We start from the raw sequence: 13,586 nt of genomic DNA, 5'->3' as shown, positions 1-13,586 counted from the left end.
CGATCCGGCGCCCCTGTCCGCGGCCCCCTCACCGGCGTAGATTCGAGGACTGCCCTCCCACCCCCCGATCCCCGAGAGGTGGGTGACCACACAGAGGAGGCGCAGCGTGTTCATCCAGATCATCCAAGGCAAGTGCACGCGCCAGCAGGAGCTCCACGAGCACCTGGACACCTGGCGCAACGAGCTCAGCTCCGGAGCACCGGGCTGGCTCGGAGGGACCTACGGGTTCACCGACGACGACATGTTCGTGGGCGTCGTCCGATTCGATTCGCGGGACTCCGCGATGTCCAACTCCGGCCGGTCCGAGCAGGACGCGTGGGCCGCCCGCATGATGGAGCTCTTCGACGGGCCCGTCGAGTTCCACGACTGCGACGACGTCACCCTCCTGATGGACGGCGGGTCCGACGACGCCGGCTTCGTCCAGGTCATCCGGGGCAGGGTCGACGACGTCGAACGCCTCAGGTCGTTGATGACCACCGACACCGACTCGCTGCACGAGGCGCGGCCCGAGATCCTCGGCGGCACCCTCGCCATCGAGCCGGACGGCACCTTCACCGAGACCGTCGCGTTCACCAGCGAGGACGCCGCGCGACAGGGCGAGCAGGTCGAACCGCCCCCGGAGGTGCGGTCCGGACTCGAGTACGCCATGGCGAACGCGCAGTACTACGACCTGCACCACCCCTGGTTCGCCTCGCGCTGAGACCTACCCGTGGATGCACCGGGGCGCTCGGGAGCCCCGGTACGGTCGCGCCGCACCGGTCACGGATGCGCTCTGCCGCGTCAGTGCTTCCCAGGTACGACGTGTGCGTCGGCGCCCGGGTAGACCAGGCCCTCGTGGCCGTCGCTCCACTTCACGGCGTAGGGCGGGCCGCCGTCCTCGCCGCGCACCTCGACGATCTCTCCCTGCCTGGGGGCCGCATCGACCTTGTTGCTCTCGACGACCAGGCTGTCGCCCACTTCTGCCTTCATCCGTCCACCATGCGCCGCGGCGGATCGTCCGGCAAGGGACCTTCGGCCTGTGACCGGACCGGGGCCAGGACCAGCGTGAAACCATGAGGTGGTGCGGTCCCGCAGCAGGAGGCTCGTCGTGGCGCTCGTGGTCGTGGTGGTCCTCGCCGGCGTCGGCCTGGCGGCGGTCTGGGGCCTGCAGCGGCAGCTCATCTACTACCCCGACGCGAGCGACGTACCGCCTGCCGGCGACGTGCTCCCGGGTGCCCGGGACGTGACGCTGGAGACGACCGACGGGCTCGAGCTGGGCGCCTGGTACGTGCCTGCCGACGCCGAGCGCGCCACCGGCATGGCGGTCCTGATGGCGCCGGGCAACGGGGGCAACCGTGCCGGCCGCGCCGACCTCGCCCGCGACCTGGCAGACCGGGGCTTCGCGGTGCTGGTCATCGACTACCGCGGCTACGGCGGCAACCCCGGCAGCCCCAGCGAGGACGGGCTCGCCGCGGACGCAGACGCGGCCGTACGTGCCCTGGCCGACCTCGGCCACCCCCTCGACCGCACGATCTTCCTCGGCGAGTCGCTGGGCACCGGCGTGGTCGCGGGCCTCCAGCAGCGGCACCGTCCGGCCGGGATCGTGCTGAGGTCACCGTTCACCGAGCTCGCCGACGTCGGCCACCACCACTACCCGTGGCTGCCCGTGCGCACGCTGCTCCGCGACCGGTTCCCCGTGCTCGGACCGCTCGCCGCGAGCGACGTACCCGTCACCGTCGTCTACGGCGACCGCGACGAGGTGGTCCCGACCGAGCTCAGCGTGCGGGTCGCCGACGGCGCGCCGGCCCTCGTCGAGAGAGTCGTGCTCGAGGGCGCCGGCCACAACGACGCGGTCATGTTCGGGCCGAGGGTCGCCGACGCCGTCGTACGGCTCGCCCGCAGCGTGCGCTGACGTCAGCGGCGGACCCGCAGCACGCCGCGGGCTCCGCGCTCGGCGTCGACCATGACGTGGCTGACGAACGGGTAGTCGCCCGGCTCGTCCAGCACCAGCTCGACGAACCCACCCTGGGCAGGCAGCAGGGGAAGCACCTGCGCTCCACCGTCGCGTGCCGGACCCGACCGGCTGCCGAGCTGCCACGCGCCCTCGTTGAACACGGTGTCGAACTGCCCGCCGACGACGTGGAAGGACGAGGCGCGGCTCGGTCCTGCGTCGAGCACCCAGAGCCGGACCCGCTCACCGGTCCGGGCACGCAGGGGCTGGTGCGCGTACTGGTCGGGGTAGCCGTTGAACACCACGGCGTCCGCGTCCTCGGCCGCCACCTTGTCGAGGTCGGCGACCGCGCCGTCGGCCCCGTGGTACTGCTCGGACTGGACGAGCACGTACTCGCGGTCGACGCGGGGCAGGCCGGGTGGCTCGATCACGACGGCGCCGAAGAGACCGTTGGCGATGTGCGCGGTCATCGGCATCGTGGAGCAGTGGTACATCCACACCCCGGCTCGCGTCGCGGTGAAGCGGTAGGTCAGCGACTCCCCGGGCGGGATCGTGCGCATCACCTCGTCGGGCGCGCGCACGCCCGCGTGGAAGTCGATCGAGTGGCCCATCGTCCCGTCGTTGACCAGGGTGATGACGAACCGGTCGCCGACACGTCCGCGGAGCACCGGCCCGGGCGCGGTGCCGTTGAAGGTCCACACCTCCTGGGTCACCCCCGGAGCGACCTCCGCCTGCTGCTCGGTGATCCGGAAGGTGCGGCGGTGGACCCGTCCCGGCGCCAGCGGCGGCAGGACCGGGTCGTACGCCGCGAAGTCCGGCCCCGGGTCGCCCGTCGCGTCGATCGGCGCCCCGGACTCGTCGTGGCCGTGGTCCTCGTGCCCAGCGGGCTCAGTGGGCTCGGTGGGCTCGGTGGCGGCGACAGCCTCCCCTCCCGCGGCGGCCGGGTCCCCGCCGGTGACCTCGACGGCGAACGTCATCCCCATCTGGCGGTGCCCGACGACTGAGCACCAGCCGTCGAGGTCGCGGCCGACGATGCCGACGTCCAGCACGGCCGGCTCCCCCGGCGCGATGCGACCGGTGTCGGCGCCGGTCTCCAGGACGAGGTCGTGGACGTCGCCCGAGCTCTCGTTGCGCAAGGTGATCACCAGCCGGTCGCCGGCCGCCACCTCGACGCTGTCGGGGGTGAACCGCATCTCCCGAGCCACCACCTCGACCTCGACGGTCCGACCGGTCGGTGCGACCCCGGCGTCCGCCGAGCCCACCCGACCCAGTGCGGCCGGGTCGACGGCACCGCCGACGGCCACGGCCAGCACAGCGAGTGCCACCCCGACAGCGGCCAGCCCGGTGTTCTGCCCACGCGGCCGTACGGCGGCCGCCGGGGACGCCTCGCCGCGGTGCCGCAGGCGTACGGCTCGCAGGAGCAGCGGGACGAAGCTCGCGAGCGCGCCGAGCACCAGCACCGACGCCACCACGCGTACGACGCTCGGCACGGGCAGCAGGCACCACACCAGTCCGACGTTGGCGAGGGCCACCCGCAGCGCCCCGCCCGAGTCGAGCGCCCGGTTGGCGGCGCGTACGGACGCCGGGCCGCCGCCGAGCACCACCGGCACGAGGTAGGAGAGGGCGCCGAGCAGCACCTGGGCGACGAAGCCGGCGGCCAGGTAGGGCGCGGTGTCGTGCAACGCGCGGGACACGTCGTCCCACTGGCCGCCGACCGCGACCCGCACCGACACCCAGGCGAGCATCGCCACCAGCCACAGCACGCCCGCGCCGACCGACCACGTGGGGAAGCTGCCGGGCGGCTTGGCCCGCGCCGCGTCGATCATCGGGCGGGCCAGGACCAGGACGCCGCCGAGGTAGGTCACCAGGCCGAGCGCGACGACGCGGGGCTGGTCCGTCCACGCGCCGGCCGCCACCAGGCCGATCCCCGCGACCAGCACGGGCAGCGCGGCGCGCGACGCCTTCTCCGCGCCCTCGGCCAGGCGTGTACGCAGCATCGTCGGCCAGAGGGTGACAAGGGTCCCCAGCACCGTGAGGCCCACCCAGCCGAGCACGTTGATGCCGGCGTGGGCGATGCGCACGCGTGCGTCGAGGGGGTCGGTCAGCCCGCGGGCGAGCCACACGCCCAGCGTGGCGCCGACGGGGAGCAGGGCACCTGCGGCGAGGTAGTACTGGACGGTCGGCGCGAAGCGTGAGCTGAACCTGCCGCGCAGGCCCCGCGCCAGGGACGCCACGTGCCACGTGACGGCCAGCGCCACGGCGACCGCGCCGGACAGGACGAGGGGCCACCCGTCGAAGGCCACCCCGATCGTGACCGCGACAGCGCCGAGGTCGAACGTCGCCAGGCGGATCGACTGCTCCCGCCGCGGCGTCACCGGTCCTCGCAGGAGCGTGTCGGCGAAGTAGCGGCTCCACACGAGGATCGCGTGGCCGGCAGCGCCGAGCAGGAGCAGGTGCAGCAGGAGCCAGCGCGGCTCGGGCACCCACTGGTGCACGAGGGCCACGACCACGGCTGCCAGCAACCAGCCTACGACGGGCAGGTCGCGGATCGGCCAGAAGCCGCGGGTGCCGGTTGTCGGCTCGCCGGGGCGGGTTCCGAGGGGCGACTGGGTGATGGTCATCGCGCGACCACCGCGGGGTGCCTGGTGGGTACGGCGACGCGCGGCGCGGGCGGACCCATCACCGTGCTCGCGGCAGCCACCACGAAGAACAGCAGGAGTGCGACCGCGTTGCCGGCACCGCCGATCTCGCGCGCCAGGTCGTTGCCGAGGGCGTCGCCTCCCCAGAGGCGGAGGACGAGCGATGCCTGGAGCAGCAGCCACGGCGCCCACATGGTCGTGCGATAGGGCAGCGGCACCCGCGTCACCGCGGGAAGGATCGAGGGCGCGTGCGCCATGATCATCGAGATCGTGAAGCCGAGGAAGACCGCGTGCACCAGCGCGTCGTACGCCGCACCGTCGGCCGGCTGTCCTGCGACGAGCCAGATGCCGCCCGCGACGGCCAGCCACAGCTGACCGGCGAGCATGCAGGCAGCCGCGAAGCGAGGGAGCCCGGTGGAGCGTACGGTCCGCCGCGCCACGTCGTACGCTGCGAGCCAGGCCGCGAGCAGGAGGACCACCAGGCCCAGCACACCTGCTCCGACCCGTGGCCACATCGTCGCGGCCGGGACGCCCACGGTGACCGCGAGGCCCAGCAGCACCAGCGAGGTCCCCGCACCTGCGGGCATCGCCAGCCGAGCGAGCTCGAGCCGCTCGCCGGCGATGGTCAGCACGACGAAGCCGGCCAGCCAGGGCAGCGCGAGGGCCAGGTCGGCGCCGCCGAGGACGAGCACCGCGCCGCCGAGCGCGAGGACCGCGCCGAGTGCGGAGACCAGGACCGCGTCGTCGCGCTGGCGCCGCCACAGCGGGACGTAGAGCGCGCACAACCCGGCCGTGCCGGCGACTAGGAGGAGGTGGCCGAGGCGACCCACGCCGGGAACGAGCAGCGCCAGGGCGCCGGATCCCAGGAGGGCGGGCGCCGCGTAGCCCCAGGGCGAGCCCAGCGCCACGGCCCGCTCCAGCGCCACGAGGGTTCCCACGAAGCCGAGCACCATGAGCAGCCCGTGGGCCTCGCCCAGGCGGCCCGAGGGCACCGGCGCCCACACGCCCATCAGGGTGAGGCCGGCATCGACGCCGACCACCATCGCGACGGCTGCGGGGACGGCCAGCAGCGCGCGTGGCGCCGGCGTACGACGCCCGCTCACGGGAGGCTCACCTCGCAGCCCAGGGTGTCGGGGCGCGGGCGGAGCCGTGCGCCCTCGGTGCCGAGCACGCCCTCGACGAGCCCGAGGTGGACCGCGCACACGACGGCGGGGTGCGACCGCGCCGCCTCGAGGATGGGGCAGGCGTGGAGCTTGACGTGGTCGCCGTCGGCCTCCGGAGCGAAGCCCGTGTGGGCGAGGGCCAGCAGCACGCGCTCGCGGCCGTCCTCGACCGCCCCGAGCTGGGACCTGAGCTGCTCGCCCCACGCCCGGCCACCGCGTACGGCCGCGGGGTCGAGGGTGCGTGCTTGGCCCTCGCCGGTGCCGGAATCCGAGCCCGAGTCGGAGTCCGTCGCCGCTCCCCGGTCCAGGCCGGAGGCGAGCGCCATCGCGAGCGCGGCGTACTCCGGCTGGCGGGCGAGGTAGCTCCACGCGGGGCGACCACGACCGCCACTCCGGCTGGCGATGCGGCTCGCGTTGCCTCCGGCGACGATCGCGTCGAGGTGGCCGCGCAGGGTGTTCGGGTGCAGGCCGGTGCGCTCCTGCAGCTCGCCCAGCGTCAGCGCCCGGCCCGCGTCGCGAAGGGTCGCCAGCACGCGTGCCTGGGCGGCGGTGACACCCTGCTCATTTATTTCCACGGGATTCATTGTAGATTATTGAGTGAACCCACATCCAGGAGGCACACCATGTCCACCGTCACCATCGCCAGCAGCCACGCCGACGCCGAGGCCGCCGAGAAGGTCGAGCAGCACCACGCCGAGATGGCCGGCCAGCTCGCCGTGCTCACGGCCGACGTCGTGCGAGCCGCACGCACCGACCAGGCCCAGGCCGCGCGGCAGGGGCTGCTGTCCTGGCTGCGCGACGAGCTCGTGCCGCACGCGACCGCGGAGGAGAAGACCCTCTACCCCGCCGCCGCGCAGATCACCGAGGCGCGACTGCTCGTCGAGGCCATGCTCGCCGAGCACGTCCTCATCCACCGACTGGTGGGCGACCTCGAGGCCGCGGCCGACCCGATCGAGGCCGCCGCGGTCGCCCGGTCCCTCGAGACGCTCTTCGGCAGCCACCTCGCCAAGGAGAACGACCAGCTCATCCCGACCCTCGTCGCCTCACCGGACTACTCGGTCGCCGAGATGCTCGCCGGCATGCACGAGCTCCTCGGCGGCCACGCCGAGCACGAGGACGCCCCGAGCGCCGAGGCCGGGCACGGCGGGCACCAGTGCGCCTGCGGTAGCCATGACGAGGCGGGTCTGCCCGAGCTCGACGTGCGCACCATCCCGCACGCCATCCGTCACGCGACCATCTTCGGCGCGCTGGAGGGCCTGCGCCCCGGCGCCGGCCTGCTGCTGGCCGCCGACCACGACCCGCTGCCGCTCCTGGCGCAGCTCGAGCAGCGTGCCCCCGGCGCTTTCGCCGTGTCCTACCGCGACTCGGGTCCCGAGGTCTGGCGCCTGGAGCTGACCAGGAACGCCTGACGCGGACGCTGCTGGCGGTTGTCCACAGATCCGCTTCCCGGGGTGCCGCCGGCGGGGTCGGTTCCGTGAGGCTGGACGGGTGCGGATCAGTGTCGAGTGCGGCGGCTACGCCGAGGGGGCCGGCGTGTGCCGGACCGCCAACCACATCGCCGCGCTGTCCACCGAGTCGCTCGCCGGCAAGCTGGGCGCGTACGTCGCCATGGCCGGCGACGACGCCACCAGCCGCGACTTCGCCGGCTCGTACGACCCTGCCGCGCGTGAGGCCGTCGCCACTCTCACCGACCTGACCCACGCCCTGATCGGGCTCGGCCGGCTCGTCGACGCCAGCGGTCGCGCCCACGCCCGGGCCGAGGCCGGCGCCGCGGGTGCGGCCGGCGTGAGGACCAACGCCTACACCGGAGGCGGGCTCGACGAGAACTCGTACGTCCGCGTCTCCCCCGAGCCTCCACCCTCGAGCCTGGGCGGCTCGGTCGCCTCAGGGCTGGGCGACGTCCACGCCTGGATCCTCGACCAGGTCGAGGGGTTCGTGTGGCCCGGCGCCGACGTCGACCTGCTCCGCGACGCAGCCGCGAGCTGGCGGCGTACGAGCGGCTCTGTCGCCGATCTCACCGCCCATCTCGACGTCGTCGTGGGCCTGTTGGAACGCCAGCTCTCACCGGAGATCCCGCTCGCCCTGGCCGCGATCTCCGAGCTGCGGACGCTCGTCGAGGACACCGCCGACCAGCTCCTCGCCCTCGCCGACGCGTGCGACGACTACGCCACCGCCGTGGAGGAAGCGCGAGACCGCACCCGCGTCCTGCTCACCGAGATCGGCCAGATGGTGATCGAGGAGGTCGCCCTCACCGCGATCGTCGCCGGCATCACCGGCGGGTTCGGCGGCGGCGCCAAGGCCGCGGCGGCCCTCGCCCGCATCCGTGCGCAGGCCCCCCGCTTCCACGCCCTCCTCACCTCGCTGCGCGTGGTGGTCGCGACGACGGCGTCACGACTCCGCGCAGCGGAGGACGGGCTCGCGCGGGCGCGGGAGGGCTTCGAGCGGTTCGTCCGTACGCCGGTCCGCGATGAGCGCGGGGAGATGGTGAACCCGCTGGGCTGGGGTGGGTCGGCTCTGGCCGACGTCTCTCGCCGAGGATGGTTGCGAGCGCATGAGGTGCCACCGGGGCACACGCTGGCGCAGCACGTCGGGAAGACCGTCGACGAGATGCAGGAGCGCATCCTGAACGAGGGCAAGAAGCGGGTCTCGACGTTCACCGACGAAGCATCCGCCGAACGACTCGTCGGCCAGGCGATCCAAGAGAAGCAACAAGCGCTGAGCGAGTGGGCGGCGAGCGGCAGCAAGGACGCCTTCGTCATCGACATCGATCTCGGCAAGCCGACCGGCAGCAGCCTGTCCCACACTGGCGACCTGACGACCTGCACGGGCATCAAGGCAGTACTCATCCCGCACGGCAAGGATGGCTGGCAACTTCTGACTGCGTATCCCCGATAGGAAGATGACATGGAGAACCTCGAGCACCTGATCGGTGCGTACTTCCACCAGGACTGGAACCTCGTTTACGCCACGCGCGACGAGGCCGTCGGGGACTTCGTTCGTCGTTCCCCGGATCGAGCCGCGATGGTGACGCGAGAGATCGACGAGCTGCTGAGCTCGACAGGTAGCGACGAGGAACTCGAGACACGCCTGAGTGCGATGGGTTTCGACGACGCTCCGCCGGACGGTGACCGCACCTTCCTCATCGAAATCCGGAACGCCATTCTCCGGCATGGGCGGGCTGAATGAGTACCGACAGATCGATGACTGACCGCTCACTCGTGGATCGCCTGCTCGACGAGGTGCAGGAGGAGTACGACTTCGACGGCGTGCTGCCCCTCTACATGTTCGCCTGGTCGCTCGCCGGCCTCGGCCTGGACAGGTCCGACCGGGAGTTCGCCAGTACCTGCCGTCAGGCCCACGACATCTTCGTGGAGCGGCACCCCGACCTCCAGCTCGTGTGGGTGCCGTAGCCCATCGACCTGACCCAGGCGCGGCCGGCCGAGCCCGGGACCCCCATCGACCTGGACGCGGATCCCGACGCGCCGGCCGACACCCCACTCCTGGCGCTCGTCGAGCCGGGCGCCCTTCCCGGCTGAGGACGGGCTGGGGGGTGTGAGGTGCCCTCTCAGGCGTACCGGAAGGCGAGCCGCTCGCCGCGCTCGTAGCGGCGGCGGACGATACGCAGCAGCAGGCCGTACCCCGGCGGGGTGGACTCGAGCAGGCGCTCGCGGGCATCCGCTGGGAGCTCGTCCAGCACCCACGGCAGGGTGAACGGGATCAACCGCATCGGGTAGCGCTTCTCGATCGCCTTCTCGAAAGCCCTGTTCTCCTCCTCGCTCAGGGTCCGCTGGAGCATCGGCAGGGCGTGCTTCTCCTCGTGGGCCAGGTGCGCCAGGAGGAGCTCGTGGGCGGCGCCGAGCCGGATCTCAAGCGCGTTGCGGTGATCGGTGCAGGGGTGCCGGCTCATCGAGGCGAAGGCGTCGCGCACGTTCGCCAGTGCGGGGTCGATGTGCGCATGCTCGGCCTCCATGTCGGCAAGCATCTGGAGGTCGGCCTCGTCGCCGGCGGCCTCCGCGTGCTGCTCGAGCAGCGGCCAGAGCTCGGCGTCCTCGGCGGAGTGGTGGTGGTGCAGGACGTCCGCCATCGCGACCCAGCGCCGTTCCAGCGCGGCCCACACGTCGTGCTCCGCGACCGGCGTGCTCTCCACTGCGGCGGCGAACCTGGCGAAGTCGCGGCGCAGGGCGTGGTGCATCACGTACATCCCCGTCTGGTCGTGCGGACCCTCGGCGGTGTGCGCCTGCCGGGGCAGCGTCAGCTGCGGTCGGTACGACGTCGTGCCGGTCCCTGTGTGCTTCATGGCCTCTCCTTGGTTGGTGGTGCGAGCACGATCTCGCCCGACTCTTGAGCCGGACTCCAGAGCGACTTGGGTCGGTTCCCGCTACGTTGCTGCGCGTGTGGGTCCGCGTGCTCGGTACGAGCCAGGTGGCGCTGGGTGACGATCCGGCAGCCACCGTGGACGTCGGCGCCCGCAAGCCCCGCTCGGTCCTTGCCGCGCTGGCGCTCCGGCTCGGCACCGACGTCCCGCCCGACGCGCTGGTGCGGCTGGTCTGGGGCGAGGACGCCCCCCGCGGTGCCCACGGCACCCTGCACTCCTACCTCTCCGGCGTACGACGCGTCCTCGAGCCCGGCCTGGGCCCTCGCGAGAAGCCCCGGGTCCTGCTCACCAGCGACCACGGCTACCGGCTGGCGCTGGGCCGGGAGCAGGTCGACGCGCACCGCTTCGCCGACGAGGTCCGCACCCGGCACCGGCTGCTGGCACCGCTGGCCGGCCAGCTGACCACCGGGCCAAGCACGGACTGGCCGACCCGCGCCGAGATCTCGCAGCACGTCGACCGGATCGAGGAGCTGCTCGGTCTGTGGACCGGCGAGGCGTACGCCGACCTCCCCGACGAGCCCGAGATCGTCCTCGAGCGCACGTCGCTCGACCAGCTCCGCCTCGACGCCGAGGAGGCCCGGGTCCTCGGCCTGTTGGCCCTGGGCGACCATGCGGTCGTGGTGGCCGCCACCGAGGAGGCGACCGCGAGGTACCCGCTCCGCGAACGCGTGTGGGCGCTGCACGCGCTCGCCCTGACCCGGTCCGGACGCCAGGCCGACGCGCTGGCTGCGCTGCGCCACATCCGGTCCGTCCTGGCCGACGAGCTCGGCCTCGACCCGGGCCAGGAGCTGCGCGACCTCGAGCAGGCGGTGCTCGTGCAGGACCCCGCCCTGCACCAGTGGTTGCGTGCTCCCGCGGCCGTAACGGCGACGGCGGCGGCAACGGCGACGCCCGCCGGTACGACGGCCGAGTGGGCGACGGTCGGCCGGGAGGCCGAGGAGGCAGCGCTGCTGGACGTGCTGGGCCGCGCCGAGGCGGGGATGCCGGCGACCGCCCTCCTCGTCGGCGAGCCCGGCATCGGGAAGTCCCGGCTGGTCTCCAGGATCGCGGCCGCGGCGCGCGAGCGAGGCTTCCGGGTGGCGACGGGACGGTGCTCCCAGGACGACGGCGCCCCCAGCCTGTGGCCCTGGAGCCAGGCCCTGCGCGAGCTCGCCGACGGCGAGCTCGACAGCCACGTCGAGCAGCTTCTGACCGGTGCGCCGTCGGGCAGCGGCGAGGGCGCCGAGGGCGAGGCGTTCCGCGCCCGGGAGACGCTGGCGCGGGAGGTCACCTCCCGGTCGTCGTCCCGACCGGTCCTGCTGGTCCTCGACGACCTGCACTGGGCCGACACCGCGACGCTCAAGGTGCTGCGGCACCTCGTCGCGAGCGCCGCCACCGGGCACCGCCTGGCGGTCGTCGTCACCCGGCGCCGGCTCCCCGAGCCGACCGGCGACCTGGCCGAGGTGGGCGAGGAGCTGGCGCGCCACCACGTGACCCGGCTCGACCTCTCCGGCCTGACGCTCGAGGAGGCACAGGGCCTGGTCGCCGCCGTGGCGGGCACCGCCGTACCCGCCGAGGTGGTCGCGGACTGGCACCTGCGGTCGGGCGGCAACCCCTACTTCCTGGTCGAGCTCGCCCGGCTCGATGCCCGCGACAGCACCACGCTGCCAGCGACCGTCCGCGACGTCATCGTGCGGCGCCTGCAGGGCCTGCCGGAGGCGACCCGCGAGCTGCTCCTCCTCGCCGCCGTCCTCGGTCGGCGCTTCTCCCTGGACCTGCTGGCGGCGGTGGCCGGTGAGCCCGTGGACGACGTCGACGACACCTTGACCCCGGCGCGTGAGGCCGGGCTCCTGGAGGACCCTGAAGCTGGCACCGTGGCCTTCACGCACGCCCTCACCCGCGACGCCGTCGTGACGACCACCAGCCCGTCCCGTCTCGCGCGACTCCACGCGCAGGTGGCCCACACGCTGGCCGACGACGCGGTGATCGCCGGGACGGTCGGCCGGGAGGAGCGGGTCGCCGAGCTCGCCCGGCACTGGCTCGCCGCCGGGCCTACGCACGCCAGCCGGGCCTGGCGCGCTGCGGCCGACGCGGCAGCGCAGGCGCGCCGCACCTTCTCGTGGGTCGAGGCCGAGCAGCTCGTCTCGGCCGCGATCGACGCCCACCGACGCGACCCGTTGGGCACGACCGCCGAGCGCATCGACCTGCTGCTGACCCGTGCCGGCGACTGCCGACCCAACGCGGAGTGGGACCAGGTGCTGCCCTCCGCGGCGGAGGCGATCGCCCTGGCCAGGCGCGAGGACGACCTCGTCAGGCTGGCGGCGGCGGCAGGGGCCGCCACCGACGGGTCGGTCTGGATGCCGCAGCAGTGGGAGGAGGTGCCGGAGGACACGGTCGAGGACCTGCGCTGGGCGATGGCCGAGATCCCCCACGGGGACTCACCGGAGCGCTGTCGGGTCATGCTCGCGCTGGCGGTGATGCTCTACTACGACCCCGCGGCCGTGGCGGAGGTGAGGGCGCTCGCCGACGAGGGCGTCGCCATGGCCCGTCGGCTCGGTGATCCCGCCCTGATGGCCTGGGCGGCGCTGACCGGCTGGAAGGCACTGTGGACCCCGGCCCACGCACCCCTCCGGCTCGAGCTTGCCGAGGAGGGCCTCCGTGCCACCCGGGAGGCTGCGGACCCCGACGCCGAGGCGGTGGCCTCGGTCGTGCTGACCGGCAGCCTGCTCGAGATGGGCGATCGCAGGGCGTACGTCGACGCCGCCGCTGCCACCGCCCGGCTCGCGTCGCGCCGCCGCAACTCCTACGCCCAGGTGGCGCTGGCCTGGATCGACCTCAGCCTCGCCTCGCTGCGGCGCGACGAGGCTGCCGTGGACCGGATCGCGACCGAGCTGCACGCGCTGCGGCCGCGGCTCAACCCCGGCAACGAGGCGCTCCACCTGATGGGCATCCACCTGACGTCGCACATGTGGGACGAGCGGATCGGCGAGCTGATCGAGCCGATCGCGCAGGCGATCGCGATCGCGGACAACGACATGGCCGCAGACGTCCTGCTGCTCGCCACGGCACGGGCGGGCGACCCCGACAGGTTGCGCGCACAGCTGGTCGCGCCGGTGACCCACCCGGTGGACAACTGGGGCAGCGTGACCGCCTGGTGCAGCCAGGCGGAGGCGGCCGCGGTCGCGGGCGACGCATCCCTGGCCGAGCAGATGGCCGCGGTGCTCGCCCCGCTCCACGGGCGGATGGCGATCAGCGGCATCTCGACCGTGATGGGTCCGGTCGACGGCTACCTGGCGCTCGCCCTGGCCGCCGGCGACCGGCGGGCCGAGGCCGCTGACGCGGCCGCCCGCGCTGCGGTCCAGTGCGAGGAGTGGGGCTTCACGGCGTACGCCGACTGGCTGCGCGCGCACCGCGAGCGACTCGGCTTCTGAGGGGGCTTGGGTCGAGCACCCAAGCCGCGTCCAAGTGCGCCCGAAGGTGTCGGCCGCAGGGTCATCGGG

Annotated in this window: 12 protein-coding genes and 1 pseudogene; 8 read left to right on the top strand and 5 right to left on the bottom strand. The window is 73.6% G+C overall.

Annotation, left to right across the window (positions count from 1 at the left end):
• Nucleotides 1–106: 106 nt before the first annotated feature.
• Entirely contained in the window at nucleotides 107–700 is a 594-nt protein-coding gene (locus tag AC57BS_RS11545; RefSeq protein WP_496411585.1) for a hypothetical protein, read from the top strand.
• A gap of 80 nt (nucleotides 701–780) precedes the next feature.
• On the opposite strand, the gene AC57BS_RS11540 is transcribed toward AC57BS_RS11545, so the two are convergent.
• The gene (locus AC57BS_RS11540) at nucleotides 781–969 is read right to left on the bottom strand and encodes a DUF1918 domain-containing protein (protein WP_496411584.1); all 189 of its coding nucleotides are present in this window, start codon (nucleotides 967–969) and stop codon (nucleotides 781–783) included.
• A gap of 118 nt (nucleotides 970–1,087) precedes the next feature.
• Between AC57BS_RS11540 and AC57BS_RS11535 the strand changes: the two genes are divergently transcribed.
• On the top strand, nucleotides 1,088–1,891 hold the full coding sequence (locus AC57BS_RS11535; protein ID WP_496411583.1) for an alpha/beta hydrolase: 804 nt from the start codon (nucleotides 1,088–1,090) through the stop codon (nucleotides 1,889–1,891).
• Nucleotides 1,892–1,893: 2 nt separating this feature from the next.
• Here AC57BS_RS11535 and AC57BS_RS11530 read toward each other — a convergent pair whose 3' ends face one another.
• The 3 genes from AC57BS_RS11530 to AC57BS_RS11520 are packed head-to-tail and all read right to left on the bottom strand — an operon-like array spanning nucleotide 1,894 to nucleotide 6,307.
• The gene (locus AC57BS_RS11530; protein WP_496411582.1) at nucleotides 1,894–4,551 is read right to left on the bottom strand and encodes a multicopper oxidase domain-containing protein; all 2,658 of its coding nucleotides are present in this window, start codon (nucleotides 4,549–4,551) and stop codon (nucleotides 1,894–1,896) included.
• A complete protein-coding gene (locus AC57BS_RS11525; protein ID WP_496411581.1) occupies nucleotides 4,548–5,672 on the bottom strand; it encodes a DUF8744 domain-containing protein in 1,125 nt (374 codons plus the stop codon). Before AC57BS_RS11525 ends, AC57BS_RS11530 begins: the two co-directional genes overlap by 4 nt.
• Entirely contained in the window at nucleotides 5,669–6,307 is a 639-nt protein-coding gene (locus AC57BS_RS11520; protein ID WP_496411580.1) for a helix-turn-helix transcriptional regulator, read from the bottom strand. The genes AC57BS_RS11525 and AC57BS_RS11520 overlap by 4 nt, the downstream gene beginning before the upstream one ends.
• A gap of 48 nt (nucleotides 6,308–6,355) precedes the next feature.
• Here AC57BS_RS11520 and AC57BS_RS11515 point away from each other — a divergent pair.
• From AC57BS_RS11515 to AC57BS_RS11495, 5 genes and pseudogenes are all read left to right on the top strand, one after another.
• Nucleotides 6,356–6,757 (top strand): annotated as a pseudogene (locus AC57BS_RS11515) (hemerythrin domain-containing protein); the annotation flags it as partial.
• A 54-nt stretch (nucleotides 6,758–6,811) separates the two neighbouring features.
• Nucleotides 6,812–7,141: a DUF2249 domain-containing protein gene (locus tag AC57BS_RS11510; RefSeq protein WP_496411979.1), complete on the top strand. Its 330-nt coding sequence runs from the start codon at nucleotides 6,812–6,814 to the stop codon at nucleotides 7,139–7,141.
• A 79-nt stretch (nucleotides 7,142–7,220) separates the two neighbouring features.
• Nucleotides 7,221–8,627, top strand: coding sequence for an RNase A-like domain-containing protein (locus tag AC57BS_RS11505; RefSeq protein WP_496411579.1), 1,407 nt, complete (start codon nucleotides 7,221–7,223; stop codon nucleotides 8,625–8,627).
• A 9-nt stretch (nucleotides 8,628–8,636) separates the two neighbouring features.
• On the top strand, nucleotides 8,637–8,918 hold the full coding sequence (locus AC57BS_RS11500) for a contact-dependent growth inhibition system immunity protein (RefSeq protein ID WP_496411578.1): 282 nt from the start codon (nucleotides 8,637–8,639) through the stop codon (nucleotides 8,916–8,918).
• Between the two features lie 14 nt (nucleotides 8,919–8,932).
• On the top strand, nucleotides 8,933–9,142 hold the full coding sequence (locus tag AC57BS_RS11495) for a hypothetical protein (RefSeq protein ID WP_496411577.1): 210 nt from the start codon (nucleotides 8,933–8,935) through the stop codon (nucleotides 9,140–9,142).
• A gap of 155 nt (nucleotides 9,143–9,297) precedes the next feature.
• Here AC57BS_RS11495 and AC57BS_RS11490 read toward each other — a convergent pair whose 3' ends face one another.
• Nucleotides 9,298–10,029, bottom strand: a complete 732-nt coding sequence (locus AC57BS_RS11490; RefSeq protein WP_496411576.1) for a hemerythrin domain-containing protein — start codon at nucleotides 10,027–10,029, stop codon at nucleotides 9,298–9,300.
• A gap of 95 nt (nucleotides 10,030–10,124) precedes the next feature.
• Between AC57BS_RS11490 and AC57BS_RS11485 the strand changes: the two genes are divergently transcribed.
• On the top strand, nucleotides 10,125–13,517 hold the full coding sequence (locus tag AC57BS_RS11485) for an ATP-binding protein (protein ID WP_496411575.1): 3,393 nt from the start codon (nucleotides 10,125–10,127) through the stop codon (nucleotides 13,515–13,517).
• The last annotated feature ends 69 nt before the right edge of the window (nucleotides 13,518–13,586 follow it).

The sequence above is a fragment of the Nocardioides sp. BGA-UO-ETr-FS32 genome, assembly GCF_059567905.1.
The sequence above is the reverse complement of the archived record's forward strand: the minus strand, read 5'-3'. Positions and strand labels throughout refer to the sequence as shown.

Coding starts and splice junctions, on each gene's coding strand:
- AC57BS_RS11540 (WP_496411584.1), bottom strand. CDS start 969: ATGAAGGCAGAAGTGGGCGACAGCCTGGTCGTCGAGAGCAACAAGGTC.
- AC57BS_RS11530 (WP_496411582.1), bottom strand. CDS start 4,551: ATGACCATCACCCAGTCGCCCCTCGGAACCCGCCCCGGCGAGCCGACA.
- AC57BS_RS11500 (WP_496411578.1), top strand. CDS start 8,637: ATGGAGAACCTCGAGCACCTGATCGGTGCGTACTTCCACCAGGACTGG.
- AC57BS_RS11510 (WP_496411979.1), top strand. CDS start 6,812: ATGCACGAGCTCCTCGGCGGCCACGCCGAGCACGAGGACGCCCCGAGC.
- AC57BS_RS11495 (WP_496411577.1), top strand. CDS start 8,933: ATGACTGACCGCTCACTCGTGGATCGCCTGCTCGACGAGGTGCAGGAG.
- AC57BS_RS11490 (WP_496411576.1), bottom strand. CDS start 10,029: ATGAAGCACACAGGGACCGGCACGACGTCGTACCGACCGCAGCTGACG.